Annotated in this window: 27 protein-coding genes and 1 rRNA gene; 19 read left to right on the top strand and 9 right to left on the bottom strand. The window is 47.0% G+C overall.

What is annotated here, in order from left to right; genetic code table 11:
* Positions 1-28 precede the first annotated feature (28 nt).
* Positions 29-1,561, bottom strand: a complete 1,533-nt coding sequence (locus ACTTK7_RS00140; protein WP_462864860.1) for an AbgT family transporter — start codon at positions 1,559-1,561, stop codon at positions 29-31.
* 265 nt (positions 1,562-1,826) lie between these two features.
* Between ACTTK7_RS00140 and ACTTK7_RS00135 the strand changes: the two genes are divergently transcribed.
* From ACTTK7_RS00135 to ACTTK7_RS00110, 6 genes are all read left to right on the top strand, one after another.
* Positions 1,827-2,726, top strand: coding sequence for a DNA-3-methyladenine glycosylase family protein (locus ACTTK7_RS00135; protein ID WP_462864859.1), 900 nt, complete (start codon positions 1,827-1,829; stop codon positions 2,724-2,726).
* Positions 2,713-4,122 (top strand): 23S rRNA (uracil(1939)-C(5))-methyltransferase RlmD, encoded by a 1,410-nt coding sequence (gene rlmD, locus ACTTK7_RS00130; RefSeq protein WP_462864857.1) that lies wholly within the window; start codon positions 2,713-2,715, stop codon positions 4,120-4,122. The genes ACTTK7_RS00135 and rlmD overlap by 14 nt, the downstream gene beginning before the upstream one ends.
* Positions 4,123-4,252: 130 nt before the next feature.
* Positions 4,253-5,494 carry a PucR family transcriptional regulator gene (locus ACTTK7_RS00125; protein ID WP_462864855.1) on the top strand — a complete coding sequence of 414 codons (1,242 nt, stop codon included), beginning with the start codon at positions 4,253-4,255 and terminating at the stop codon, positions 5,492-5,494.
* Between the two features lie 103 nt (positions 5,495-5,597).
* Positions 5,598-6,719, top strand: coding sequence for an alanine dehydrogenase (ald, locus tag ACTTK7_RS00120; RefSeq protein ID WP_462864854.1), 1,122 nt, complete (start codon positions 5,598-5,600; stop codon positions 6,717-6,719).
* A 94-nt stretch (positions 6,720-6,813) separates the two neighbouring features.
* Entirely contained in the window at positions 6,814-7,767 is a 954-nt protein-coding gene (gene corA / locus ACTTK7_RS00115) for a magnesium/cobalt transporter CorA (RefSeq protein WP_462864852.1), read from the top strand.
* Between the two features lie 24 nt (positions 7,768-7,791).
* Positions 7,792-8,031: a hypothetical protein gene (locus ACTTK7_RS00110; protein WP_462864850.1), complete on the top strand. Its 240-nt coding sequence runs from the start codon at positions 7,792-7,794 to the stop codon at positions 8,029-8,031.
* A gap of 44 nt (positions 8,032-8,075) precedes the next feature.
* Here the strand turns inward: ACTTK7_RS00110 and ACTTK7_RS00105 are convergent, their stop codons facing one another.
* The 4 genes from ACTTK7_RS00105 to ACTTK7_RS00090 form a co-directional block, all read right to left on the bottom strand.
* Positions 8,076-8,465: an ectoine synthase gene (locus ACTTK7_RS00105; RefSeq protein ID WP_462864849.1), complete on the bottom strand. Its 390-nt coding sequence runs from the start codon at positions 8,463-8,465 to the stop codon at positions 8,076-8,078.
* A 106-nt stretch (positions 8,466-8,571) separates the two neighbouring features.
* On the bottom strand, positions 8,572-9,855 hold the full coding sequence (gene ectB, locus ACTTK7_RS00100; RefSeq protein ID WP_462864847.1) for a diaminobutyrate--2-oxoglutarate transaminase: 1,284 nt from the start codon (positions 9,853-9,855) through the stop codon (positions 8,572-8,574).
* Between the two features lie 88 nt (positions 9,856-9,943).
* On the bottom strand, positions 9,944-10,462 hold the full coding sequence (ectA, locus tag ACTTK7_RS00095; RefSeq protein ID WP_322525965.1) for a diaminobutyrate acetyltransferase: 519 nt from the start codon (positions 10,460-10,462) through the stop codon (positions 9,944-9,946).
* A 300-nt stretch (positions 10,463-10,762) separates the two neighbouring features.
* Positions 10,763-11,659: a TIGR01777 family oxidoreductase gene (locus ACTTK7_RS00090; RefSeq protein ID WP_462864846.1), complete on the bottom strand. Its 897-nt coding sequence runs from the start codon at positions 11,657-11,659 to the stop codon at positions 10,763-10,765.
* Between the two features lie 120 nt (positions 11,660-11,779).
* Between ACTTK7_RS00090 and recX the strand changes: the two genes are divergently transcribed.
* The 3 genes from recX to ACTTK7_RS00075 are packed head-to-tail and all read left to right on the top strand — an operon-like array spanning position 11,780 to position 13,174.
* The gene (gene recX, locus ACTTK7_RS00085) at positions 11,780-12,634 is read left to right on the top strand and encodes a recombination regulator RecX (RefSeq protein ID WP_462864845.1); all 855 of its coding nucleotides are present in this window, start codon (positions 11,780-11,782) and stop codon (positions 12,632-12,634) included.
* The gene (locus ACTTK7_RS00080) at positions 12,600-12,908 is read left to right on the top strand and encodes a YfhH family protein (RefSeq protein ID WP_027847476.1); all 309 of its coding nucleotides are present in this window, start codon (positions 12,600-12,602) and stop codon (positions 12,906-12,908) included. Before recX ends, ACTTK7_RS00080 begins: the two co-directional genes overlap by 35 nt.
* A gap of 20 nt (positions 12,909-12,928) precedes the next feature.
* Positions 12,929-13,174, top strand: coding sequence for a YfhJ family protein (locus ACTTK7_RS00075; protein ID WP_462864843.1), 246 nt, complete (start codon positions 12,929-12,931; stop codon positions 13,172-13,174).
* Between the two features lie 39 nt (positions 13,175-13,213).
* Here the strand turns inward: ACTTK7_RS00075 and ACTTK7_RS00070 are convergent, their stop codons facing one another.
* Complete coding sequence (locus ACTTK7_RS00070) at positions 13,214-14,212, bottom strand: metal-dependent hydrolase (RefSeq protein ID WP_462864841.1); 999 nt, start codon at positions 14,210-14,212, stop codon at positions 13,214-13,216.
* Positions 14,213-14,334: 122 nt separating this feature from the next.
* Between ACTTK7_RS00070 and ACTTK7_RS00065 the strand changes: the two genes are divergently transcribed.
* Genes ACTTK7_RS00065 through ACTTK7_RS00055 form a run of 3 tightly spaced genes read left to right on the top strand, consistent with a single transcriptional unit; the run spans position 14,335 to position 16,523 of the window.
* Entirely contained in the window at positions 14,335-14,676 is a 342-nt protein-coding gene (locus tag ACTTK7_RS00065) for a hypothetical protein (protein WP_462864839.1), read from the top strand.
* A gap of 6 nt (positions 14,677-14,682) precedes the next feature.
* Positions 14,683-15,771 carry an A/G-specific adenine glycosylase gene (gene mutY / locus ACTTK7_RS00060; protein WP_462864837.1) on the top strand — a complete coding sequence of 363 codons (1,089 nt, stop codon included), beginning with the start codon at positions 14,683-14,685 and terminating at the stop codon, positions 15,769-15,771.
* Positions 15,768-16,523 carry an SDR family NAD(P)-dependent oxidoreductase gene (locus ACTTK7_RS00055; RefSeq protein ID WP_462864836.1) on the top strand — a complete coding sequence of 252 codons (756 nt, stop codon included), beginning with the start codon at positions 15,768-15,770 and terminating at the stop codon, positions 16,521-16,523. The genes mutY and ACTTK7_RS00055 overlap by 4 nt, the downstream gene beginning before the upstream one ends.
* A gap of 33 nt (positions 16,524-16,556) precedes the next feature.
* Here the strand turns inward: ACTTK7_RS00055 and ACTTK7_RS00050 are convergent, their stop codons facing one another.
* Positions 16,557-17,525 carry an NADPH:quinone reductase gene (locus tag ACTTK7_RS00050; protein WP_462864834.1) on the bottom strand — a complete coding sequence of 323 codons (969 nt, stop codon included), beginning with the start codon at positions 17,523-17,525 and terminating at the stop codon, positions 16,557-16,559.
* Positions 17,526-17,613: 88 nt separating this feature from the next.
* Here ACTTK7_RS00050 and ntdP point away from each other — a divergent pair, with 88 nt between their 5' ends.
* From ntdP to ACTTK7_RS00035, 3 genes are read left to right on the top strand one after another with little or no spacing between them, the layout of a single operon-like run.
* On the top strand, positions 17,614-18,225 hold the full coding sequence (gene ntdP / locus ACTTK7_RS00045; protein ID WP_319632152.1) for a nucleoside tri-diphosphate phosphatase: 612 nt from the start codon (positions 17,614-17,616) through the stop codon (positions 18,223-18,225).
* Positions 18,226-18,237: 12 nt separating this feature from the next.
* Positions 18,238-19,980: an ABC transporter ATP-binding protein gene (locus ACTTK7_RS00040; protein WP_462864832.1), complete on the top strand. Its 1,743-nt coding sequence runs from the start codon at positions 18,238-18,240 to the stop codon at positions 19,978-19,980.
* 21 nt (positions 19,981-20,001) lie between these two features.
* On the top strand, positions 20,002-21,372 hold the full coding sequence (locus ACTTK7_RS00035) for a dipeptidase (RefSeq protein WP_462864831.1): 1,371 nt from the start codon (positions 20,002-20,004) through the stop codon (positions 21,370-21,372).
* 38 nt (positions 21,373-21,410) lie between these two features.
* On the opposite strand, the gene ACTTK7_RS00030 is transcribed toward ACTTK7_RS00035, so the two are convergent.
* Positions 21,411-22,487, bottom strand: coding sequence for an FUSC family protein (locus ACTTK7_RS00030; RefSeq protein ID WP_322525953.1), 1,077 nt, complete (start codon positions 22,485-22,487; stop codon positions 21,411-21,413).
* A gap of 29 nt (positions 22,488-22,516) precedes the next feature.
* Positions 22,517-23,818: a glutamate-1-semialdehyde 2,1-aminomutase gene (locus ACTTK7_RS00025; RefSeq protein ID WP_462864829.1), complete on the bottom strand. Its 1,302-nt coding sequence runs from the start codon at positions 23,816-23,818 to the stop codon at positions 22,517-22,519.
* Positions 23,819-23,927: 109 nt separating this feature from the next.
* Between ACTTK7_RS00025 and bcp the strand changes: the two genes are divergently transcribed.
* From bcp to ACTTK7_RS00005, 4 genes are all read left to right on the top strand, one after another.
* Positions 23,928-24,437 carry a thioredoxin-dependent thiol peroxidase gene (gene bcp, locus ACTTK7_RS00020; RefSeq protein ID WP_462865156.1) on the top strand — a complete coding sequence of 170 codons (510 nt, stop codon included), beginning with the start codon at positions 23,928-23,930 and terminating at the stop codon, positions 24,435-24,437.
* 15 nt (positions 24,438-24,452) lie between these two features.
* Positions 24,453-24,764, top strand: a complete 312-nt coding sequence (locus ACTTK7_RS00015) for a cyclic-di-AMP receptor (protein WP_462864827.1) — start codon at positions 24,453-24,455, stop codon at positions 24,762-24,764.
* A gap of 95 nt (positions 24,765-24,859) precedes the next feature.
* Positions 24,860-25,297, top strand: a complete 438-nt coding sequence (perR, locus tag ACTTK7_RS00010; protein WP_322526179.1) for a peroxide-responsive transcriptional repressor PerR — start codon at positions 24,860-24,862, stop codon at positions 25,295-25,297.
* A 339-nt stretch (positions 25,298-25,636) separates the two neighbouring features.
* A 16S ribosomal RNA gene (locus tag ACTTK7_RS00005) occupies positions 25,637-25,701 on the top strand; the annotation flags it as partial.

The following is a 25,701-nucleotide window of genomic DNA, read 5'->3' as shown; positions in this document are numbered from 1 at the left end:
AGGAGCCGCAGCTCCTGCTTTTAAACGTTCAGCCGTTGTATTCAATTGGACCGTTTGGACCGAGCGGAATGCCGGTGAGCATCCATACGACAAGCAGCAGGGACCAGAACAAAAGAAATGCAATGGAATATGGAAGCATAACTGCTATCAGGGACCCGATGCGCATATTTTTGTCATACTGCTGGGCAAACGCGATAATAATCGCAAAATAAGTCATCAGTGGTGTAATAATATTGGTGGAGGAATCTGCCACACGGTACGCCATCTGCGTAAGCTCCGGCGAATAGCCAAGCTGCATCATGATCGGAACGAATACAGGCGCGAGTATGGCCCATTTGGCAGAGGCACTGCCGATAAACAGGTTGATAAAACCAACAATTAATACGAATACCAGGATTAAAGGAATACCGGTAAGGTTAATAGATTGTAAAAAGTCTGCACCATATACAGCCATGAATGTACCCAGATTGGTTTCTTCAAAGTAAGCAACAAACTGCCCGGCGGTAAATGCGAGCAGAATGAACATGCCCATGCTCGCCATCGTATCAGAAAGCTGGTTAGCGACATCCGTATCGTTTCTGATGCTTTTTGTCACAATACCGTATACAAGTCCGGGAATGAAGAAGGCTATAATAATTACGACAACGAGGGAATCCATAAACGGCGACTGAACGACGGCCCCTCCTTCACCGCGAAGAGGAGCATTAGATGGAACAATGAGCAGAGCAAGCAGAATAATGGTCAGAAGCGCTGACCCCATCGACCAGAAGATTCCTTTCTTTTCCGTTCCGGTTAATGAAGTGAGGCTCTCCCGGTAGTCGCCCTTATATTCTCCCAGCCGCGGCTCAACGACGAACTGACTCACAAGTGTACCGATGACAGCTAAGAAAAATGTGGATACAAAAATGAAGTAGTAATTCATCGCCAGGTTCATCTGTTCGGCGTAGGCCGGATCGATGGTGGAAGCTGCCTGGATCGTCAGCTCCCCAAGCAGGACATCCGTACCGGAAAGCAGAAGGTTGGCGCTGAAGCCCGCCGAAACACCGGCGAAGGCAGCAGCAAGCCCTGCGAGCGGATGCCTGCCTAGTGCAGCAAACAGAATAGCGCCAAGCGGCGGAAGCACCACGTAGCCGGCGTCGGAGGCGACACTCGACATAATGCCGGCAAAAACAAGCCCAAAGGTAATTAATGATTTCGGAATAGACAGGATGAAACCGCGAAGCAGCACGCTGATCAGGCCGGTGCGCTCCGCAATGCCGATACCGATCATGGTAGCAAGCACCACTCCGAGCGGGGCAAAGTTAATAAAGTTGTCCACCATACTGGTGAATATGTATTCAATTCCACTGGCTGAAAGCAGATTGGTTACCTGAACCATTTCTCCATCTTCTCCCGGAGATTCCACCTGCAGGCCGGCGGCCGAAAGGACGGCAGATAATACCAGTACGAGCGCGGCGAGAATGGCGAACAGAGTAACCGGATGGGGAAGCCTATTCCCAACTCGTTCAATCCAATTCAGCGCCCGCTGCAGCATGGTCGATTTTTGTGCAGAAGAGCTCATAATTTACCTCCTAATTCGTTTGGAAATGACAAAAGTATCATAGGAACACAAAGATTATTGTAATGAATGAAAACAAAGGAAGAAAGCAATTTCATCGAGAATAGGAAAATAGAATGGAAAAAATAATTAACAATTTATTGAAAATTAATGCTTTTATCCTAAAAAAAGAAAGTATTGCAGAATTCTGAGTACGCCTGGGAGCAGGTCGCGTGAACAGGGGTAAACGTGATAAAATAACAAAGCTTCATGAAAGGACGTAATTACTTTGCAGCAGATAACACGGAAGACCCCGTCCGTATATGATGTTCAGCTGATGCTGAAACGGATGGCACTCGATCCGCTGTATAATGTAGATATCGATAAAAGACAGGTGAAATTGCCTCTGCCGGCTGAGGAACAGCTTGATACAGTAACTGTTGCATTTGTTGAACATCAACCGGAGACTTATGTATATATAGAGTCCCCGGAGAAGAGAGAACAGGAGGCTCTGGATAAAATAGAACGTATTTTTCGTTTTCATCAGCCGCTCGAGCAGGCAGCCGGGCATTTTCAGGAAACGGAATTAGAACCGCTGTTCCATCGGTTTTACGGCGCGCCGCTCACCTGTGACTTTGACCTGTACGGCTGTCTTATAAAAACAATTATTCATCAGCAGTTGAATATGACCTTTGCCTATACTCTTTCCACCCGATTTGTGCAAACGTACGGCAGTTATAAAGATGGTGTTTGGTTTTACCCTGGCCCTGCGACTGTGGCAGCTATTCATCCAAGCGAGCTTCGAAGCCTGCAATTCAGCCAGCGAAAAGCGGAATACGTTGTGGATATTTCAAAGAGTATTGCACAGGGAACGCTTGATATTGACGCTCTTCAGAAAAAAACTGATGAAGAGGTCATACGGGAACTTACGAAGTACCGGGGAGTAGGGCCCTGGACGGCAGAATGCTTTTTATTGTTTGGGCTCGGAAGAGAAAATCTGATGCCTGCAGCTGATATTGGCGTTCAAAATGGATTAAAGAAGCTGCTGGGGCTTGAAGCGAAACCATCTAAGGCGGACATAAAAGAGTGGTCCGGCCGGTGGAGCCCGTACAACAGCTATGCAAGTATTTATTTATGGCTTCATGTGGAAATACCAGATAAAGGAGAAGATACACGTGCCGAAAAATGAAAAGTTTGAACAGCGCCAGCCGCTGCAGGAGGGTCAGGAATTTCCGCTGACCATTAAACGAATAGGTATTAATGGTGAAGGAATTGGATATTTTAAACGCCAGGCTGTTTTCGTAGAGGGGGCGCTCCCGGGGGAAGTGATCGTCGGTCAGGTCGAGGAAGTAAAAAGAAACCGTGCGATCGCAAGCATTAAGTATATCCGCGAAGCTTCGCCGAGCCGGCAGAAAGCTCCCTGTCCGGTATATAAAATCTGCGGGGGATGCCAGCTGCAGCACGCCGAATACGACGAACAGCTGTGGATGAAGCAGGACCTGGTGCTGCAGTCATTTGAACGCTACGCTCCCGTCGTTCCGGAAATTCGTGAAACGATCGGTATGGAAAATCCATGGCGTTATAGAAATAAAAGCCAGTGGCAGACAGGAGAGGGAAAAAAAGGGCGAGTGGAAGCCGGTCTGTATTCAAGTGATTCCAATCAGCTGGTGGACCTCACCAATGTCGGCTGTATGGTGGAAAAGTCGATCCTAAATAAAATTACAAAAGCAATTACCGTATTTATGAAGGATGAAGAGGTGCCGGTACACACGAGTAAACAAAAAGGGGTTAAAACCATTGTCGTGCGGGCAAATGAACAAAAAAGCGAGGTTCAGGTAACGCTTGTGACGTCTTCGGTGGATCTGCCGGAGCAGGAAGAACTGGTGGATTTCCTGCGTTCTTCTTTTGCAGAAATAAAATCCATCCATCATCATGTGCAGAATGAAAGCAGCCCGACTGTTTTTGGCGGTACGACCAAACGGCTGTGGGGTAAAGATACAATTAAGTACAACATGCAGGACTTTTCATTTCATTTATCCCCGGAGGCATTTTTCCAGCTGAACTCGGAGCAGGCCTCCACGCTTTATGACGAAGCGAAGCAGGCGGCGAAGCTCACCGGCCGGGAAAAAGTGGTCGATGCTTACTGCGGCAGCGGCACAATTGGCCTCTGGATGTCCTCGGATGCTAAGGAAGTACGCGGCATGGATATGATTAAAGCAAGTATTCAGGACGCTAACAAAAATGCTAAACAGGCAGGAGCTTCCCACGCCAGGTTCTACCACGGCAAAGCCGAAGAAATGATGCTTCAGTGGCAGCGGGAAAACTGGAGCCCGGATGTAGTAGTGGCGGATCCGCCGCGCACAGGCTGCGGGGAGGCACTGCTGAACACGATTGGAAAAGTAAAGCCTAAACGCTTTGTATACGTATCCTGTAATCCATCCACCCTGGCCAAGGATGCCGCGTACCTGAAAAAAGCAGGGTATCATCCAGAATACGCCCAGCCGGTGGACATGTTCCCGCAGACATCCCAGGTGGAAGCCGTAGTTCCTTTTGTGTATAAACCGGAGAAAAAAGGGAAAAAATAAATATGCGTGGTGAACTGCAATGTGTTTGTACTGGCTCGGTATCAGCCTGATTGTCTCCATTATTCTTACCATCCTGGCTAATCTGCTGCTCTACCTTTTTTTATAAACCTGGAAAGGAGAGCACATATATATGTTTGAAAAGCAGCTTTGGCAGCATACTGCCGATTCATTAAATGAGTTTGCCGACTTTATCAGTGAAGCACTCGGAGGCCCGGTCATCATTGAGGATTCGACGCACCGTCTTCTCGCCTACAGCGGCCACCCCCAGGTCACTGACGGAGCACGTACGGCGACTATCATGGGGAGGCGCGTGCCCGAAGAGGTGATTCACCATTTATGGAATGAAGGGGTGATACCGAGCCTTCATCAGCGGAGCGCGCCGGTCTCCATTTCCGCTATTGATGAAATAGGACTCGGAACCAGGATGGCCGTAGCCGTTAAGGAAAAGCAGACGGTAATAGGCTATATCTGGGTGGTGGAGGGTGAAACGCCTCTTTCAGAAGAGGCAAGGCAGGATCTTCACTCGGCAGCTGTTGTGTGTGGTGAACGTTTCCGGCGGCAGTTTCACCCAAGAAACCCGGCCCAACAGGACCATCAGGAATATTTTTGGCGTCTGTTGACCGGGGATGAGACGGACGAGCAGGCAGTGGAGCGTCAGATGCTTCGTTTTTTTCCGGGGCGGCCACAGCAGTATTCCATTGTAATCATGGAGTTTTCAGAACAGCTTGAACAAAATGCCTGGGAGCGGCTCACTTATCTGCTGACGATTTCGCAGCGGGTGAAGGTGATGCTTAAAACATATGATCAGCACCGGGCTATTCTCATGCTGTATGGACTTGAAAGCAGAAATATAGAAGCAACAATCTCAGCATTTTTACGTCAGATGCATGAGCTATGGCACAAACGGTACGATGATACTTTAACGGCTATTGCTGCGTCTGAAATCTGTCATCAGTATATGGAGGTGGCGGGCGGCTACAGACAGGCACTGACTATGCTTGATTTAAAAAAACAGGTTCGCCAGCTTCCCTCCCATTATTACTTTCTGCATGAAGCAGGCTATTACCGCTTTTTCTCAGTTCTTTTACAGAGGTGGGAGGAAGAAACATTTACACACCCTTCCCTGAAAAGCTTGTCCGATTATGATGCAGAAAATGAAACGGAGCTTTTGAGCACGCTTTACATCTATCTGAGCGAAGACTGCAACGTTAACGCGGCCGCTAGGATACTTCATGTGCATCCCAATACGCTGACCTACCGTTTAAAAAGGATGCAGGCAATTGCAGGGGTGAGTCTTTCCAGCGCCCATGAAAAATGGACGCTGCTGCTGGAATTGGAATTGTTGAAAGAAAAACACACAAACCTATTGTGAAAAATCACAAATGAATAATGGGAATATTATTTTAATCTGCCAATGCTTACAATCCGGAAACACGCTATACTAATAGAAAAGGTATTAGAGGAGGCGATGCATCTTGATTATAGGGATTCCCAAAGAGATTAAAAACAATGAAAATCGAGTAGCGATTACGCCGGCGGGGGTTGTGCATTTAATACAAGCTGGCCATCACATATATGTTGAAAACCATGCCGGAGAAGGCAGCGGATTTTCGAATGAAGAATATGAATCAGCTGGGGCAAAAATTATTCCGGAGGCTGCAGACGTATGGAAGCAGGCAGAGATGATACTGAAAGTCAAAGAACCTCTGGCTTCGGAATATCAGTTTTTCCGGGAAAACCTGATTTTATTTACCTATCTGCATCTTGCTGCGGAGCCTGAGTTAGTGAAAGCATTAACCGAAAGCGGAGTTACTGCAGTAGCTTATGAGACAGTCGAGGAAAACCATACGCTGCCGCTCTTAACGCCAATGAGTGAAGTAGCAGGAAGGATGGCAGCCCAGGTTGGAGCTCAGTTTCTCGAAAGCGTGCACGGGGGCAAGGGCGTCCTGCTTTCGGGAGTCCCCGGAGTGAAAAAGGCCAATGTAACGGTAATCGGCGGAGGGGTTGTCGGTACGAACGCTGCACGCATCGCCCACGGCCTCGGAGCCAACGTAACAATTATCGATTTAAACCCGGCGAGACTCCGTCAGATTGATGAAGACTTTGGCGGCCAGATTCAGACGCTGAGCAGTAATCCCCTGAACCTGGCGGAGGAAGTAAAACGGTCGGATCTGGTGATCGGGGCCGTCCTGATTCCCGGAGCTAAAGCACCTAAGCTTGTGACAGAAGAAATGGTGAAAAGCATGGACCGGGGCTCTGTGCTGATCGATGTGGCGATCGATCAGGGAGGCATTATTGAAACTGCTGATCAGGTAACAACGCACGACCAGCCGACATATGAAAAACACGGTGTTGTGCACTACGCTGTGGCAAATATGCCGGGGGCGGTTCCGAGAACGTCTACAATTGCTTTAACTAACGTAACGATCCCCTATGCGCTTCAGATTGCAAATCAGGGCTTGGCAAAAGCTCTTACCAACAATCCGACGCTTGGCAAAGGATTGAATACAGCGCAGGGAAAAGTAACGTATCAGGCAGTGGCAGAGGATTTAAATTATCCTTACGCATCATTAGACGAAATACTTCCGATGTTGTAAAATGTGGAACGGGGTGCCGGAGCGGGTGCCCCGTTTTCTTGTGGGGAAATAACTACAGCGGACAACTGCTGTTCAAAGGAAGGGAGGGGCTGCAATGATTTCCTGTGCCGGTATTGATGCAGAAGGAAACACAATTAACAATATTACATTGGATGAATTTAAAAAATACGAATGGAAATGGTACTGGATTGATTATTCCTCTCCCACCACTGAAGAAACAAACACGCTGGACTCGGTGTTTCATTTTCATCCACTGGCCATTGAGGACTGCTACACGGAGCGTCAGCGTCCAAAGCATGATTCCTATGATGGATACAGCTTTTTCGTCCTTCATGCACTTGATAAGGAAACGCTTGGGGCTGAGGAGATCTGTATGTTTCTTGGACCCAATTTTGTCGTTACATATCATGAAGCTCCGTCTTCGGCGGTTAATCATTCCTGGAAAAAGCTGCAGGCTGAAGGAGCCGCGCTGAATCCGGATGATATCAGCTATCACATTATTGATAAAATGACGGATGAATACTTTCCGGTTCTGGATCAAATCGAGGACCGCCTGAATGAGATCGAGGAAAGCAACGCGGAGCTGACCTATGGTAAGCTGATAGAAGAAGTATTTGATTTACGGTCTGACCTGCTGAGACTCCGCCGGACCATCGTTCCTATGAGAGACCTCGTGTACCGGGTTTTATTTGTGGAGCGTCTGCATCTGATTACCCAGCAGCGGGAATATTACCGGGATATTTATGACCATCTTCTAAAGGTCACTGAAATGATCGAATCCAACCGGGCTATGACCTCAGACATGAGAGACAACTTTCAGACGATGGCATCAAACAGAATGAATGCGATTATGATGACGCTCACGATTGTATCAACCATCTTTATTCCGCTGACATTTATTGCCGGGCTTTATGGTATGAACTTCGTGTATATGCCGGAGCTTGAATATAGATACGGATATTTCATAGCGCTTGGGGTTATGCTCTTAATAGCAGTAGTGCTACTGGGCTTGTTTAAACGAAATGGATGGTTTAAGATTTTTAGATAGAAGAGTAGAAAGGGGGCGTTCGGATTGTCCTACCGGTTATATAAAGCACAGTTTAAGCATCCAATGCACGAAGAAGATTTGATCGTTTATTATGATAAAGATCAATCAACCTTTTGTTTTGCGACAAAAGATATTGAAGAACAATCCCCGGAGATATGTAAGTTCCAATATCCTGCAGATTCGCTGCACGATGTGAAGCTTTTCATTGAAAAACTGGGTGTTGACGCCCAGACGCTTACGTTTCGTCATTATCTTCTGCATTAATAAGCAAATCCCCTGATGCCAAAAGCATCAGGGGATTTTTGATATTAGTCAATATCTGCCGGATATACGCCGTTTTCATCATGAACTTCACGGCCGCTAAGGGGTGGGTTGAATACACAAACCATGCGCATATCCTTGCTGCCTCCACGGAGCATGTGCTCGTCGTTTTTATCGAGCGCATACAATACGCCAGGCTCGAGCTGATACACTTTATTGTCGCTTAATGTTTCAATTTCTCCATCTCCTTCAATGCAATAGACGGTTTCGAGATGGTTTTGGTACCAGATGTGAGTTTCAGTACCGGCGCGGATAATTGTATCATTTACCGAGTAGCCCATATTATCATCTTTCATAATGAAACGGCGGCTGACCCAGTTACCGTCATCCACTTCACGTTCAGTACCGAGCAAATCTTCGAGCTTAATTACTTTCATTGTCTATTCCTCCATCTTGTCAGTTAAGGATTTATATCATAAAAAGGCCGATCGTCGGGGTGCCGATCGATCGGCTTCTTTTTATCCAAATAGTCAATCGGTTAAATTAGTTGGCAACGAGGTTACTTTCAGAGGTAACTTCTTCAATCGCCTTCTGAAGAATTGCCAGTCCGCGTTCAAGTCCTTCGTCGTCAATGGTAATTGGCGGGAACAGTTTAAATACTTCATCGTCCGCGCCGGCTGTTTCCATAATCAGACCGTGTTCAAAGCATCTGCCGGCGATATTGTCGCACAGATCTTCGATAGGACTCATAATTCCCTGCATAAAGCCGCGTCCTTTACGCACACCCTTCATTTCAGGATGCTTTTTGATCATGTCATCCAGAAACGAAGCAATACGCTCGGATTTTTCCTGCACGTTCTTTTCCAAACGGTCATCCTTCCAGTAATTCAGCGCTTCAGTACCTGTTACAAAAGCAAAGTTGTTTCCGCGGAAGGTACCGTTGTGCTCGCCGGGAGCGAATTTGTCATACTCCGGCGCCACTAAAGTGATGGCAAGCGGTGAGCCGTTTCCGCCAATGGACTTGGAGAGGCATATAAAGTCAGGCTTAATACCGGCTGGTTCAAAGCTGAAGAAGGTACCGGTACGTCCGACGCCTGCCTGAACATCGTCAAGAATGAGCTTGATGTCGCGCTCCCGGCAGATTTTTTCAATCGATCGAAGCCATTCGCTGCTTGCAGCATTTAAGCCGCCTTCACCCTGAACTGTCTCTACGATAAACGCTGCGGGCTTATCAAGGCCGCTGCCTCCGTTATCAAGGAAGTTTTCGATATATTCAACGGAATTATCGCTTTCCTTTAAGAACTTGTCGTACGGAAGGATCGAGGTATTTGATAAAGGCATGCCGGCTCCATTACGCTTGAATTTGTTGCCTGTAACGCTCAAAGCGCCGATAGTCATACCGTGAAAGCCGTTAGTAAAGCTGACTACATTTGTGCGGCCGGTTACTTTACGTGCAAGCTTCAGAGCGCTTTCCACACTGTTTGCGCCAGTCGGCCCGGGGAACATGATTTTATAATCCATGTTACGCGGCTTCAGAATAATATTTTGGAACGCATCGATAAATTCACCCTTTGCTTTAGTTGCCATATCAAGAGAGTGGGTAACCCCGTCCTCCTGAATGTAGGCGAGCAGTTTTTCTTTCATGTTGTCATCATTGTGTCCATAGTTCAGTGCTCCTGCACCGGAAAAGAAGTCAACGTATTCTTTTCCGTCCAAATCCCAGAGCTTGTACCCTTTTGCCTGGTGGAACACCGTAGGAAAGCCTCTGACATAGCTGCGTACTTCCGATTCGTATTCGTTAAAAACGCTAAGGTCATTTTTCATCATAAATGTAAGTATCCTCCTTGGGGATGTTATCGAAAAATTCAGTTTTTACATAATACATGACATGCTCTTTGCATGTCATATGCACTACTTATTTTGTAAAGGGTCCTACTCGAAATGTCAACTCTTCTTCATGTTCATCATCCGGAAAAAGGTCTTCCGTAAAGCATTCAGAAACTGTCACTTCAGTCTCCCGTTTCTTGGCGAGCTTTTTAAACAACGCCTGCGAAGCTTCATTGGAAGGAGTGATGGTAGCTTCTAAATACAGCACTTCTTCACATACATCCCGTTCCAGAAGAGCATCCAGCAAACGGGAAGCAAGGCCTTTTCCCCGTTGGGAAGTGTCCACGCCCACCTGCCAGACAAACACGGTATCCTGTTTTTCAGGTGGAATAAAGGCCGTTACGAAGCCCACTAATTCATCGTTTTCTTTAGCGACAACACATGTTTCGGCAAAAAATTCACACATCATAATATATTTATACGAGGAATTTAAATCCAATGTGGAGTTTTTGACAAGTTCCCACATGTCTGCCCCGTCTTCCACGGTTGGTTTGTCAAAAACGATTGAATCGACGGAACCGTTCGTTCCAGTCATTTTCGTTTCCATTTTCTTACCACCTTTTAAAAGTAATAGAGGGCTACCTGTACTATACCTCTTTATAAAAAAAACAAACGTAATATTGCTTTGTTTTAAAATGTAATAAGATCTACCATACTCATAAATCAAATCTTAACGCTAATTATGAAAATTTTCAAACTTGCCTATCAGGCATTTATGAGTATTATTACTACTTATAGAGTGTTATGTAATCTGAACAGCGGAAACGATAAGTAATACTTGCGCAGATGGACAATTGCTCCGCCTTTGATTAAGAAAAGCCGTCTGGAAGGCCCAGACGGCTGAAGATTACTCTTTTAAAATATTGATCAGCGCAGGCTGGAGGCTTGGAAAATGAAAGTGGAAGCCATGATCCATGGATTTTTGGGGTATGACCTTCTGGCCTCCAAGGATCATTACACTCATTTCGCCGAGCATCTTTTCGATAACAAATGATGGTACAGAGAGCCAGTGCGGACGTCCGGTCACTTTAGCTATCTCGCGTCCCAGTGTTTCCATCTGCGCAGGCTGCGGCGCAGTAATATTCAATGCACCTTTAATTTCTTTATTTGTAGCTGCAAAAAGAAGCATTTCGACAGCGTCTCTTAAATGAATCCAGGAAAACCACTGTTTTCCGCTTCCGATAGTGCCACCGCCAAACATTTTATATACGGAAACGAGTGGCGGAATGAATGCCTGCAAAACGAGACCCATCCGTGCTTTTACTACCCGGATTCCGAGTACTTCCGCTTTTTCAGCTTCATTTTCCCAGCGTACGGAAACGTCCTGTAAAAAGTTTGTTTCTCCTTTAGGGGATTCCTCAGTAAATTCCTCTTCGTCGGAAATTCCGTAATAAGCCACGGCTGAAGCACTGACGAGCACTTCTGGTTTATGGCTGCTTGCTTTGAAAATACGAATGATTTCTCTGGTGGAATCGATACGGCTGTTTAAAATATCTTCTTTGTTTTGTTCTGTCCAGCGTTGTGCAATCGATGATCCTGCGAGATTTATGAAAGCATCCAGCGGCGGCAATTCATATTCGGGTTTACTGCCGGGATTCATCCATTCAATAAAGGTGATATTTTCACTATTTTTTTTATTTTTACTGTTTCTTGTTAAAATATAAATGTGGTGGCCCATCTGCTCGAGGTAGCCGGTGAGGGCGGAGCCTACATATCCGCTTCCTCCTGCAATAGCAATATTCAATGTGTATTTCTCCTTTCACTACTTAAGGTGATGTAAAAACGTCACTTTTGAAGCTATTCAACTTTACCCAAAAGCAGGTTGTCATAATCATTTTCCGCTATGTAAAAGGAGAGGGCCTTTGTGAAAATCACAAAAATTGAAGTGCAGAAAAATAACCCCGAGCGATACAGCATTTTCACCGATCAGACAGGCCGGGAAACATTCACGACCGGTGTGGATGAAGCCGTTTTGGTGCAGTGGGACCTTAAAAAGGGGAAGGAACTGACGGAAAAAGAGCTTGAGCTTCTGATTGAGGACGATCATGAACGCAAGGCATGGAACCGGGCGCTGCATTACTTATCGAGTGTGATGCGGACAGAAAAAGAAGTATATGACCATCTAATAGAAAAAGAGTTTACAGAGGCTTCTGCGTCGAAGGCGGTCGAAAAAGCGAAGGAATATAAATTCTTAAACGACCGGGAATTTGCGAAAGCATTCGTGCGCACAAAAATTAACACGACCGATAAAGGGCCGAAGGTCATTAGGATGGACCTGGAAAAAAAAGGCGTGGCGGAGATTTACGTTTCCGAGGCGATGAAGACGCTGACTGATGAACTGGCTCTCGACCGGGCTGTGAGAGCAGCCGAGAAAAAAGGACGTCAGAAAAAAGGCGAATCAGGCGGTGCGGTGAAACAGCGTTTGTTGCAAATGCTGCTCCGGAAAGGATATGATCATGAAACAGCTTCAGCCGCTGTGAAAGAGGCAGACTTCGCTCCTTCTGAGGAGGATGAGTGGAACTCGGTTCTGGAACAGGGAGAAAAAGCCTGCCGGAAATGGGAAGGCAGACTTGAAGGCCGTCAGCTTGAACAGAAAATCAAAGAATACCTGTATCGGAAGCAATTTCCGATGGAGCATATCCAGCGGTTTTTAGATGAAAAGAGAGAGGAGTCCGAGCATGGGAATGGAAAAAAGATACAGTCAGATGAGCAGGTATGAGCTTGAACAGGAAATCGCAAGCTTAAACGAAAAGTCTAAGAAAGCAGAGCAGATGGGAAGAGGAAATGAGTTTGCGGTTTATGAGCGTAAGATTGCAATGGCGAAAACGTATATGCTTGATCCAGCGGATTATCAGCCGGGGAAAACGTACCGGATCGCCCAGGAAGGGTCCACCTTTGAAGTAGAATTTATTAACGGCGTGTTCGCCTGGGGCTACCGAAACAATTCAAGCCAGATCGAAGCACTGCCATTTTCCCTGCTGGTCGAAAAATAAAGAATGGAGGCACGAGAGGAATGGAAAACCAGAAAAATTATTTATTGGAAACTCTCCTTTCAGTTAATAGTCAGTTAACTGACGAAAAAGCCCGGGAATGGGTGGATTTCTTATGGGAGGATTTTGAATCCACTCAGGCTAGAGCAGGCCGTTCGTACAAGGGGGAAGAAGTAACCGGGCAAATCGTGGAAAAATGGGTCCGGCAGTACGGTCCGCACCTGCACCGCTACGAGGCAACAAATGAAAAGTTTTTCGGCATTAACTAGCGTAAGTAAAGAGTACGGAGGGCGGCTCCGTACTCTTTATTATTGAGTATAGTAGGAAAAGGCCCGGCCTTTGTCCAGTTTTTTGTGAAGAGTATCATCACTGAAAATCCAGCCGGTGTAGGAAGTCATAATCTCAAGCTCCTCGTTCAGCTGAACGACCGCTACAAACGGATAGTATCCTTTACTGCGGTAACGCAGGTCGATGAATTTTACTTCGTATCCCTCGTCTGTGCTGCGGACAATCCAGCGGTACGTAGGGGAGAAGGATAGAAAGGAAGCAAGGTTCCGGTCATCTCTGGCCGCATTGATAACCGGATCGTCAGGAATTGGCTCAAACGGGTACGTTTCAAAGTAGCGAAGCCGTCCGTTCCGGTAATTGGTGACGAATAGCTTGTGCGGCGTACGAATAACCAGGTGCCACCGATACCAGTTGTATGTCGGTGAAATAAACAGGTGCGTGGCATCCGGGTGCAGGCGGCGGGCTCTTTGCAAAACAATGTTTCGGGCCTGGAACCGCCATAAATAATAAACAAGCAAAAAGATGTATAAAACAATCATAGAGGGTGCTCTCGGTACATCAAACCACCACAGGATAAATACAAACAGGTGGGAAAAAAAGATTACTGAATCAAAAATATTAATTACGCCGAGCGCTATCCACCGCCTCGTGAACGGAGACAGCGCCTGGGTGCCGTAGGCATTAAAAATATCCACAAAGACGTGAAGAGCGACAGCAATAAAGGTCCAGAGCAATAAATGCGAAAAAGCAACGTCCGGAGAAAACATATATATAAGAACTGCCAGCAGCACCGGCCAGATTAGAACGGCGGGAATAGAGTGTGTCGGTCCGCGGTGGTAGCGGATATAGACGGCGTTATTTTTCAGCTTTAATACGGTATCAAAATCGGGGGCCTGCGAGCCTATAATTGTCGCGACCAGAATTGTGCCCATTGCTCCGCCTTCGGTTGAAATAGCAGGATCAATGGTGGCAAGACCGCCGAGACCTATCCCCATTACAGTGTGAGTTGCTGTATCCATTGGCACCACCTTTAATTTATGGCATGCTGAAACAAAAAAAGCCTGTGGCATTAAACAAGCACAGACCGTACCAGCGTAGTTCCATAATACCCTAAACAGTTTATTTCAAAAAGGAGAATTGTATGAATCCGCAGAAATACGTCGTTTTTATGGAATACCGGATTTCAGAAGAGAAAAGAACTGAATTTTTAACCGCCATGGAAGAAATTTCTTCTGCTATGCTCAATGAGCAGGTGAACGATTACGAGTGGTTTGAATCTGTGGATCAGGGAGCGTTGTTTGTGGAAATGTTTGCAGTTAATACGCTTGAGCAATACAACATCCTTAAAGCTAAACGAACAGAACCAGGGGACGGAGCATTCGGCCAACTTGAAGAATTTGTCCCCGGGGGAATAAAAAAAGTGCACTGCTGGTGCTTTGAGAAAAAAGGACCTGACGGTGACCAACATAAAGAGAAAGAGTGAATTGCTATGCATCCACTACTGGAGAATTTTTCGCCGGAACAGTTTCAACAGGACCTAGTCGACTGGTACCGGCACCAAAAAAGAGACCTGCCCTGGCGAAGAAGCGCAGACCCTTATCACATATGGATTTCAGAAATTATGCTTCAACAGACAAAAGTCGATACAGTGATTCCTTATTATTACCGGTTTTTGGAAGCTTTTCCCACTATTGAAGCCCTGGCAGAAGCTGAAGAAGACCAGGTGATGAAGAAGTGGGAAGGTCTCGGTTATTATTCACGGGCGAGAAACCTGCACCAGGCGGTCAAAGAAGTAGCTGAAGAATACGGAGGAGAAGTCCCGAGCGGAAAAAAAGAGTTTCGGTCGTTAAAGGGAGTCGGTCCCTATACGGCGGGAGCGGTACTCAGTATTGCTTTTGATAAACCGGAGCCGGCCGTGGATGGGAACGTAATGCGCGTGTTTTCGAGGCTGCTGTGTTTGTATGAAGACATTGGCAAACAGTCCACAAAAAGTACATTCGAAGCAGTGCTTGGCGAAATTCTGCCGCTTACCTCACCATCAGACTTTAATCAGGCAGTGATGGAGCTGGGTGCTCTTATCTGTACGCCAACCTCACCGGGCTGTCTGCTGTGCCCGGTGCAGGAGCACTGTAAAGCAAGAGCAGCAGGGGTGCAGGAAGAGCTGCCGGTAAAAGAAAAGAAAAAGGCGCCGAGAAAGCAGGAAATGGCAGCAGCGATTATTTGGAACGATGAAGGGGAATTATTAATCCATCAGCGTCCGGATAAAGGTCTTCTGGCCAGGCTGTGGGAATTTCCCAACACAGCAGTGGAAAATGAATCGGAGCGCGCCGGGGAAATAGGTGCTTACCTTGAGGAAGATGCATTTATAACCCCCGAAATTAATCGTCCTGTTCAGCGTGTGGAACAAACATTTTCACATTTGATCTGGAATGTGCACGTATATGAGGGGCAGGCGGAAAAAAGCGCTCTGCCGGAGGATTGGAAATGGGTTTCGCTTAAGGACGTAGCGAACTACGCGTTACCTGTGGCCCACCAAAAAATCTATAAAACACTGATTGAAAGGATGGAATTAAATTGAGCAAAGCTTTTGAGGGAAAGAAAGTATTGATTACAGGCGGTTCCAAAGGAATAGGAAAAGGCATTGCCCAGGCATTTTACAGCCAGGGAGCCGACGTTGGTATTTTAGCACGTTCCGAAGAAGGGCTAAAAGCCGCCAGGGAAGAGATCGGGGACGTTGAGACCTACGTCTGCGATGTCACTGTAGATAAGGAGAGGCAAAGTACCTTTCAACGGTTTATCGAAACGTTTGGCGGTATTGACGTACTGGTAAACAATGCTGGCGGAAGCAGCGGTGGGAAAATTGCGGATACTTCTATGGAAGAATTTACGCAGGCGATGGAAACAAATTACTTCCAGGCTGTACACTTTAGTAAAATGGCGTATGAGCAGATGAAGGAGCGCGGCGGAGCGGTTATTAATATCACCTCGATCTTTGGAAAGGAAGCTGGTGGAAAAGCTACGTATAACAACGCCAAAGCGGCGCTGATCAGCTTCACAAAAGCAGCAGGTAATGAGTGGATAAAGGACGGGGTGCGGGTCAATTCAATTGCTCCGGGGTCCATTCTGCACCCTACCGGTAATTGGCAGAAGCGGATAGAGGAAAATCCGGAAGCGATGGAGCAGTTTGTGGAACAAAATATCCCCGCCGGCAGATTCGGTAATGTGGAGGAAGTGGCAGACGCAGCGTTGTTTCTCGCTTCGAAGGAGGCACGGTGGCTTGTTGGCACAACGCTTACTGCTGACGGCGGCCAGTCCCGGATGAATATATAAAACCGGAGACCGCGGCCTCCGGTTTTATTATATTTATTCAGAAACAGTAAGCACGAGGTTGCCGGAGTAACGCTTGTTTTCCAAATCTTTGTGAGCCTGGGCAGCTTCATCCATAGGATAGGCACGGGCTACGTGCGGGGAGAAGGCTCCTTTTTCATAAGCCTGCTGTACTCCGGAAGCTGCTTCCTGCAGCGCCGGAACAGGAGCTGTGAAAAGCAGAATGCCGAGGATGGAAGCATATTTTTTGTTTAAAAGCTGCCATGGAAAAGACGGCATACTGTTCACCGGGGAGCCGACCGCAACGATTCGTCCCCCGGGAGAGAGAATCTGCAGATCTGTATCGGCGTTTTCGCTGAAAGACATATCAAGAACAACATCAGCGCCCGTCTGTCCCGTAGATGAAGCAAAATCCTCCTTCCAGCTTTCATCATTTAGATTCAAAACAACATCGGCACCGGCGCGGCTTGCGGCTTCGTGCTTTTCAGCGCTGCTTGCTGTAGTGATGACAAAGGCATTACGGTGCTTGGCCAGCTGAATAGCGGCATGACCGACCGCGCCGGCCCCGCCGTAAATAAGAACGGTCTCTTCAGGCTGAAGCGCCGCCCGAAAAAATAAAGCCATATGAGCAGTAAGGGCGGGAATTCCAAGAGAAGCTCCCTCGGTAAAGCTCATGGCCTCCGGAAGGGGAAAAGTGTTTGAAGCCGGGGCGGCTGCCCACTCTGCGGCGGCGTTTGGAATGTTTGTGCCCCATACCCTGTCTCCCGGCTGAAAGCTTCCCGCGCTGCTGCCAACTTCTTCAACTATTCCGGCAGCATCGAAATGTGGAATAGCCGGGAAGGAGGACACGGGACGTTTGCCGGAACGAAAATACGTATCAACGGGATTGAGGCCTATCGCCTTTACCTGTATGAGAACTTCATCCGGCTGAATACCGGGTTTATCCACTTCTTCCATGGTGAGTACATCCGGTGTCCCCTGTTCATTATAAACGACTGCTTTCAAAAAAATCGTCTCCTTTCGTTTTACGCATAATAGTTTTTGCCTGCCCTTTTATCCTAACAGTTTTTCAGATCGACAGAAGAAATGTATAATGAAAGGTGATAGAAAAAAGAAGGCAGCAAAAATTGCAGAAGAAGGGAGGCGGGACACATTGGCCGAGCGTAACGAAATCGCCGCAAGCTTCCCGGAAACAGGTAAGCCTATCCAGGTGCAGAGTTATAAGCATAACGGATCGCTCCACCGTGTATGGGAAGAGACATTAATACTGAAAGGCACAAGCAGAGAAGTTATTGGCGGGAACGATCGTATTCTGGTTCACGAATCGGACGGGAGAGTCTGGAGAACGAGGGAGCCTGCTATTTGTTATTTTCATGCCGAAAAATGGTTCAACGTTATCGGGATGATCCGGTCTGACGGAGTGCATTATTATTGTAACCTTGGCACGCCGTTTGTCTACGACAGTGAAGCTCTTAAATATATCGATTATGATCTGGATATTAAAGTTTTTCCGGACATGACCTACAATTTACTGGACGAGGACGAGTATGCCCAGCATAAAAAGGAAATGAATTACCCTGCGCAGATAGATGAAAAGATGGACACGAGTATTCGGGAACTGCAGAATTGGATCTGCCAGAGAAAAGGCCCATTTAACTCTCATTTTATCGAACAGTGGTATGAGCGTTTTTTGTTTTTTCGATAAGAGGTGAAAAAGATGGGCAGTATTAAACGCTACATGCAGTTTGTGCGGCCGTACAATAAAATAATTGCGGTGACAGTGATTATTGGTATTTTTAAATTTGGCCTGCCGCTTTTAACGCCGCTCATTCTTGCTTATATTATAGACCACGTGCTGTTGGCCGACGGCATGGCAACAGCTGAAAAAGCACGAGTGCTCGCCTGGCTGGCAGGCGGAGCGGTTGTGCTTTTTATTATCGTTCGTCCGCCGATTGAATACTACCGGCAGTACTTTGCCCAGTGGACTGGTAATAAGATTCTATATGATATCCGTGATCAATTGTTCAGCCATATTCAGAAATTGAGCCTTCGTTTTTATTCCAACCGCAAAGCCGGTGAAATCATTTCGAGGGTAATCAATGATGTCGAGCTGACCAAAGACTTTGTCATTACCGGCCTGATGAATATATGGCTTGATCTTGCCACTATTGTTATTGCACTTATTATTATGTTCACGATGGATGTGGAATTAACGCTGGTGGCAATGTTGTTTTTACCTATTTACGCCTTTTTTATCAAATATTTTTATTCAAGGCTTCGGGATTTAACAAAAGCAAGGTCACAGGCGCTTGCAAACGTGCAGGGGCACCTGCATGAGCGGGTGCAGGGGATGAGCGTGATCCGGAGCTTTGCTCTCGAAAATCATGAGCAGGGACAGTTTGATTCGAGAAACCGGCAGTTCCTGGACCGGGCGGTCGATCACACGCGCTGGAATGCTAAAACATTTGCCGCTGTTAATACTGTGACAGACGTAGCGCCGCTGGTAGTTATCCTGGCAGCCGGCATGGCTGTTTTGTACGGGAATTTGTCCGTCGGGGAAATGGTGGCGTTCACCTCCTACATGGAGAGACTATACAGCCCGCTGCGTCGTCTGGTGAATTCATCCACGACCCTCGTGCAGTCGATCGCTTCCATGGACCGGGTATTTGAATTTATTGATGAAAAATACGATATTACTGACAAAGAAACAGCCGTACCGGTGAAGCACGTCAAAGGCGATATCAGGTTTGACCACGTATGGTTTAAATATGAAGAGGATACTAACGATGTATTAAAGGATGTCGATCTGCATGTGCGGCCGGGGGAAACCATCGCACTGGTCGGCATGAGCGGTGGCGGTAAGAGTACGATCGTCAGTCTCCTTCCGCGGTTTTATGATGTGACCGGCGGGGCTCTGCTTCTTGATGGAAAAGACGTTCGGGACTACGAAGTGCGCACGCTCCGCGATCATATCGGAATGGTGCTGCAGGACAACATTTTATTCAGCGAATCAGTGAAAGAAAATATCCGGATGGGAAAACCGGATGCCACGGATGAGGAAGTCATACAGGCAGCACGTATGGCGAACGCCGAGGTGTTTATTAACGAACTGCCGCTCGCCTACGATACTCCAGTCGGAGAAAGGGGCGTGAAGCTTTCCGGCGGACAGAAGCAGCGGATTGCTATTGCCCGTGTATTTTTGAAAAACCCATCAATACTTGTATTTGATGAAGCCACTTCGGCGCTCGACCTGGAAAGTGAGCATTATATCCAGGAAGCGATGGAGCGGCTTGCCCGCGACAGAACGACTTTTATAGTAGCGCACAGGCTTTCAACGATCACCCATGCGGACCGGATTGTCGTCATCGAGGACGGCCGGGTGGTGGAATCAGGCAGCCACGAGCAGTTAATGATGGCAGAAGGCTCTTACCAGCGGCTGTTTGACGTTCAGCATGTGTAATTGAAAAGCAGGGAGGCAACCATGGAAGAAGTCAAAAAGTATTTCAAACATCATCGAAGCAGCCACTTAAGGCAGCTGAAAGAATTTTTATCAATACCAAGCATCAGTGCAGACTCGGAGCATAAACCGGATATGGAAACGGCGGCCTCCTGGGTGGAAGAAAATATGCAGTCAGCCGGTCTGGAAAACACGGCTGTAATGGAGACAGGCGGTCACCCGGTTGTGTACGGGGATTGGATGCACGCCCCGGGAAAGCCTACGGTTCTCTTTTACGGGCATTATGACGTGCAGCCGGCCGATCCGGTTGAGCTGTGGGATACGCCGCCGTTTCAGCCGGAGATACGGGACGAAAAGATTTATGCCCGCGGTGCCACGGACGATAAGGGCCAGGTGTTTATGCATCTTAAAACGATTGAAGCCTTCATGCAGACCAAAGGAGAGCTCCCGGTGAATGTAAAGTTCTGCATTGAAGGAGAAGAAGAGGTTGGAAGTCCCAATCTGGATGAATTTGTGCAAAAGCACCGTGAACTGCTGCAGGGAGATGTACTGTTGGTTTCCGATACGCCGATGCTTGAAAAAGGCCGGCCGACAGTGTGCTATGGACTGCGGGGGCTCGCGGGTGTTCAGATTGATGTGAGAGGTCCGAAAGGAGACCTGCACTCCGGTCTTTACGGAGGCGGAGTCGCAAATCCGCTTCATGCACTGGCCGACATACTTGCATCCATGCATGATGACAGAGGCCGTATTACCGTTGATGGCTTTTACGACCGGGTTCTTTCGCTTACGGAGCAGGAACGCCGGGCGTATGCGGAGCTTTCATTTGACGAGGAAAATACAAGGAAAGAATTGAACGTACCGGAGCTGTTCGGCGAACAAGGGTTTTCATTTCTGGAAAGAACGTGGGCCCGGCCGACGCTTGAAATTAACGGTATGCATGGAGGCTTTCAGGGGGAAGGCATCAAAACGGTGCTGCCTTCTGCTGCTTCAGCTAAGATTACGTGCCGGCTCGTGCCTGACCAGGACCCGGATGAGATTGTTGAAAAGCTGAAAGCTCATGTTCAGCAGAAGACCCCGGAAGGCGTAGAGGTGGACGTGACTCCGTTTGATAAAGGCCGGCCATTTGTCACTCCGTTTGATCACCCGGCCATCCAGGCAGCCGGCAGGGCGCTTGAAACAGCGTACGGCACAACAGCAGCATATACGCGAATGGGAGGATCTGTGCCTGTCATTGAAACGTTCTCCCAAATGTTAAACTTGCCGGTAGCATTGATGGGATTTGGTCTTCCAACCGAAAACTTCCATGCACCGAATGAACATTTTCATCTGGAAAACTACGACAAAGGCCTTGAGGCTTTAGCAGAATACCTGATGGAAATCAGTGAAAATTTATAAACGAAAAAGGAGGGCAACCGCTGTGGGGAGCCCTCCTTTTAGTTTTCAATAGCAAAAAAGTCTTCGCTGCTGTGATAGCGGAAATAGGTTTCGACAAGCCGGTCGAGGTGTTCAAGCTGCTCATTATACTCGACGATATGTGCGACAATAGGAAGAAGGTGGAGCCATTCCGAACGGTCGATATTCTGCTGCTCATACATTTCCATGAGCTGATCTGTCAAGGACGCTCTGCCCTCATCGACCTCTTCGGCCATCTCCTCCGTAAGATGAGTGGTCACCTTGCCTACATAACGCTGAAGAATTCTGTCGTGATAATCCATAAGATGATCAAGCTGATTGCGTATGGCTTCCTGCATATCTGAAGGCGTGTGCTGCATGTCGTTTTCAAATTTATCGAGCGTGCGCAGGATGGTCACGATTTTATTCATCGAAGCGATCATCTGTTTAAAAAGAACAACGCGCCGGTCCCGGGTGAGCCGGGCTTTTTTTGTATACACGCGTTCTTCTTTAAATAAAAGGTAGAGATTTTCGATGGAAACGGTCTGGTCTTTAAGAGAGGAAAGGTCTTTCCGCAGCGTCTGGCGGTTAGTTTCGTGCCTTCCAAGCAGCCGTATCCACTGAATAGTATCCTGGGTTACGTCCCGGATCTGCTGATACAGCTTAGTTTCATGCTTTGGCGGCAGAAACAGCATGTTGACTAAAAAAGACGCGAGAATCCCGAGCATGATTAAAGCAAACCGCTCCGAGGCGAACAAAATAAAATTGCCGTCTCCAGGTCTTCCCATAATAATGATGACTGTCACAACAGCAATCGGAATGGTGGAGGCATCCAGCTTCAGGCCTAGAATGCCTGCGATAATAATCATCACCGTGACTCCGATAATTACCGGATCGTGGCCGAAGGCAAGTACCATAACAATAGCTGTGCCAGCCCCGATGATATTAGCCTGAAGCTGGTCGAGCATTGTCTGGAATGTACGGGAGATGGACGGCTGAATAGCGAAAGTAGCGGCAATAGCTGCGAAAAAAGGAGGATTCAATCCAATCCAGGATGCTGCGTATATAGCGAGAACGATCGCAAGACCGGTCTTGAAAATTCTGGCTCCCAGCTTCATAACGGATTGTATTCCTTTCTGTATTGAACTTAGTGAATGTAGCTGCTTAAGGCTGCGAAAGCCTGTTCCGAAGCCTCCAGCGTTTCTTCTATGTCACCTATGCTGTGTTCAGTGGTGAGAAACCAGGCTTCGTATTTTGAAGGAGCGAGGTGCACGCCCCGGTCGAGCATTTCTTTAAAAAAGATGCTGAACCTTTCCGAATTCGAACGCTCGGCCCCTTTATAATCTTTTACTGCTTCGTCAGTAAAATAAATGGTGAACATTCCTTTTAACCGATTGATCGTAACGGGAATGCTGTACTTTGCAGCCTGCTCGAGGAGCCCCTTCTCAAGGCGTTCACCGAGGTGGTCCAACGTGTCGTACACTTCCTCTTTTTCCAATACTTCAAGGCAGGCAATGCCGGCGCGCATAGAAGCAGGGTTTCCGGACATTGTTCCTGCCTGATAGGCCGGGCCCAGGGGAGCGACCTGCTCCATGACATCAACCCGGCCGCCGTAAGCGCCGATCGGCAGACCGCCTCCGATAATTTTCCCCATAGCAGTCATATCCGGTTCCACCTGGAGCATGCTTTGGGCAGCGCCGTAGGTGAAACGAAAAGCAGTAATGACTTCATCAAAAATAAGAAGGGAGTCCGATTCGTGTGTGAGTTTTTTGATCTCTTCAAGATAACCGGGCTCCGGCTCGACAAGGCCGAAATTGCCTACGATAGGCTCGATAAGAACAGCGGCTGTTTCGTCCCCCCAGCGGTCAATGGCTTCGCGAAAGCTTTCAATGTCGTTAAATGGCACAGTGATGACTTCTGCAGCAATATTGGGAGTCACACCCGCAGAGTCCGGGGACCCCAGCGTCGAGGGGCCGGAGCCGGCTGCCACAAGCACAAGGTCGGAATGGCCGTGATAGCACCCTTCGAATTTGATGATCTTATGTTTACCGGTATAGGCCCGGGCTACCCGGATAGTCGTCATTACAGCTTCAGTGCCGGAATTGACAAACCTGACCTTCTCAAGAGAAGGGACTGCGTCTTTTAGTTTTTTAGCAAAAACGTTTTCCCATTTAGTAGGGGTTCCGAGCAGTGTGCCTGTACGGGCAGCATCATTGATAGCTTCAGCGATGTGCGGATGGCCGTGCCCGGTAATAATAGGGCCATAGGCTCCGAGGTAATCAATGTAGCGGTTGTTATCCTCATCAAATAAATGTGCGCCGCGTCCTTCTTTCATAAAAACAGGGATTCCGCCACCGACGCCTTTAAAGGAACGGGACGGGCTGTTAACGCCTCCTACGATCAAGTCGCAGGCTTCATTATAGAGTTCGGCAGATTTTTCATAGGACATATTTTCTTAACTCTCCTTACTATCAACTATTTCTTATCTATTGTATCATGGAGAAGTAAAGCAAAAACCATGATATCATAAGATGAAAACAAGTGTTGAGGTGATCGATATGAGTACAGAAGAAAGCAGTGTAAATCCAAAAGATCTGGAAGGAAAACAGGCGCCTGATTTTGAGCTTCCCGCCACCACTGGAGAAAATATCCGTTTAAGTGATTACCAGGGACAAAACGTGATTTTGTATTTTTACCCGAAGGATAACACGCCTGGATGTACAACTGAAGCCTGCGATTTCAGGGATGCTCTGCCGGAATTGAATGATAAAAACGTTAAGGTACTTGGGGTGAGCCCTGATTCAATGAAAAAACACGAAAATTTCACCGCCAAGCATGAACTTTCCTTCCCGCTTCTGTCTGATGAAGAACAGGAAGCAGCCAACGCCTATGGAGTCTGGAAATGGAAGAAAAACTTCGGCAAAGAATACCTTGGAATTGTGCGCTCCACCTTTTTTATTGATACAGAAGGAGTCGTGCAGAAAGTATGGGATGAAGTGAAGGTAAAGGACCATATCGGGGAAGTATCCCGGTATGTTGATGAATTCTTATCATCTTCTAAAAAATAGCAGGCGGGTGAAAAGATGAAACTGCTTCTTTGCATTATCGATAATTTTTATACTGATCAGGTAGAGATGGAAATGAAAGATAAAGGCTACCGTATGACAGAGATTGCGAGCAGCGGCGGTTTTTTGAAAAAAGGAAATACGACGTTTATGTTTGGCGTAAATGAAGAAGAAGTGCCGAAGCTGAAAACAGATTTAAAGGATATATGCCTGGCTTACGAAAAACACAGGGGAAAACGCCCCGAGCATTCAAACAGGTTTACATCTTTTCTTTTAGACGTATCGATGCTTCCTTTTTTTCAATCAGCCCAAGCAGATGAGAATCGCTGACCCCCTTTCATTGACAAGAATCAGGGAATTCCGATAGAATAAATTATAAGAATTACAAATAAAGAATCGTTTTACAGGAAGAGAGGTGCATGACGATGGCGAGCGCTAGCCTACAGGAAGCAGTAAGTGTCTTAAAAAGCACGAACGTTCGGATGACACCGCAGCGTCATGCTATTTTAGAGTTTCTGCACTCTTCAATGAGCCATCCGACTGCTGACGATATCTATAAATCTCTTGAAGAACGTTTTCCGAACATGAGTGTAGCCACAGTCTACAATAATCTTCGGGTTTTTAAAGATGCTGGTATAGTGAAGGAATTAACCTACGGGGACTCCTCAAGCAGGTTCGACTGCGTGACTTCAGATCATTACCATGTAATATGTAATGATTGCGGGAAAATTGTAGACTTTCATTATCCAGGCCTGGATGAAGTAGAAACGTTAGCTGAACATGTAACGGGCTTTGAAATTGAAGATCACCGGCTTGAGATTTACGGAACATGCCCGGAATGTACAAAGATGAGCAAACAGTAAGCTGTTTTAAAAGCCTTCATCTTTTTAATGGATGAAGGCTTTTTTATGCTTTTTGAACACAGAAAATTTTCGTAAAAACTAATTTAAAATTATTTTGCAAAAGTGGTTGACGGTCTTATGGGCCGATGTTATATTACTAATTGTCGCCAAAACGGCTGACAGAAAAGAGAATAACGAATTAAAACTTCTTTAAAAAGTTGTTGACATTCATTATTCAAAAATGATAAATTATAAAAGTCGCTGTTTAGCGACAGATCGTTCTTTGAAAAGGAAAGACAAGCCAGGCCCCAAAGAAAAGAAACACATTTAGGGCATCACTGATGCCAAAGCATCAAACTTTTTACGGAGAGTTTGATCCTGGCTCAGGACGAACGCTGGCGGCGTGCCTAATACATGCAAGTCGA

The organism is Marinococcus tarijensis, assembly GCF_054971385.1.
This window is presented reverse-complemented; position numbering and strand designations above follow the sequence as displayed.

Bases quoted from the DNA above. Each gene is read 5' to 3' on its own strand.
- ACTTK7_RS00140 (WP_462864860.1), bottom strand. From the start codon at position 1,561: ATGAGCTCTTCTGCACAAAAATCGACCATGCTGCAGCGGGCGCTGAAT.
- ACTTK7_RS00125 (WP_462864855.1), top strand. From the start codon at position 4,253: ATGTTTGAAAAGCAGCTTTGGCAGCATACTGCCGATTCATTAAATGAG.
- corA (WP_462864852.1), top strand. From the start codon at position 6,814: ATGATTTCCTGTGCCGGTATTGATGCAGAAGGAAACACAATTAACAAT.
- ACTTK7_RS00105 (WP_462864849.1), bottom strand. From the start codon at position 8,465: ATGAAAGTAATTAAGCTCGAAGATTTGCTCGGTACTGAACGTGAAGTG.
- ectB (WP_462864847.1), bottom strand. From the start codon at position 9,855: ATGATGAAAAATGACCTTAGCGTTTTTAACGAATACGAATCGGAAGTA.
- ectA (WP_322525965.1), bottom strand. From the start codon at position 10,462: ATGGAAACGAAAATGACTGGAACGAACGGTTCCGTCGATTCAATCGTT.
- ACTTK7_RS00080 (WP_027847476.1), top strand. From the start codon at position 12,600: ATGGAAAAAAGATACAGTCAGATGAGCAGGTATGAGCTTGAACAGGAA.
- ACTTK7_RS00075 (WP_462864843.1), top strand. From the start codon at position 12,929: ATGGAAAACCAGAAAAATTATTTATTGGAAACTCTCCTTTCAGTTAAT.
- ACTTK7_RS00070 (WP_462864841.1), bottom strand. From the start codon at position 14,212: ATGGATACAGCAACTCACACTGTAATGGGGATAGGTCTCGGCGGTCTT.
- ACTTK7_RS00065 (WP_462864839.1), top strand. From the start codon at position 14,335: ATGAATCCGCAGAAATACGTCGTTTTTATGGAATACCGGATTTCAGAA.
- mutY (WP_462864837.1), top strand. From the start codon at position 14,683: ATGCATCCACTACTGGAGAATTTTTCGCCGGAACAGTTTCAACAGGAC.
- ntdP (WP_319632152.1), top strand. From the start codon at position 17,614: ATGAAAGGTGATAGAAAAAAGAAGGCAGCAAAAATTGCAGAAGAAGGG.
- ACTTK7_RS00040 (WP_462864832.1), top strand. From the start codon at position 18,238: ATGGGCAGTATTAAACGCTACATGCAGTTTGTGCGGCCGTACAATAAA.
- ACTTK7_RS00035 (WP_462864831.1), top strand. From the start codon at position 20,002: ATGGAAGAAGTCAAAAAGTATTTCAAACATCATCGAAGCAGCCACTTA.
- ACTTK7_RS00030 (WP_322525953.1), bottom strand. From the start codon at position 22,487: ATGAAGCTGGGAGCCAGAATTTTCAAGACCGGTCTTGCGATCGTTCTC.
- ACTTK7_RS00025 (WP_462864829.1), bottom strand. From the start codon at position 23,818: ATGTCCTATGAAAAATCTGCCGAACTCTATAATGAAGCCTGCGACTTG.
- bcp (WP_462865156.1), top strand. From the start codon at position 23,928: ATGAGTACAGAAGAAAGCAGTGTAAATCCAAAAGATCTGGAAGGAAAA.
- ACTTK7_RS00015 (WP_462864827.1), top strand. From the start codon at position 24,453: ATGAAACTGCTTCTTTGCATTATCGATAATTTTTATACTGATCAGGTA.
- perR (WP_322526179.1), top strand. From the start codon at position 24,860: ATGGCGAGCGCTAGCCTACAGGAAGCAGTAAGTGTCTTAAAAAGCACG.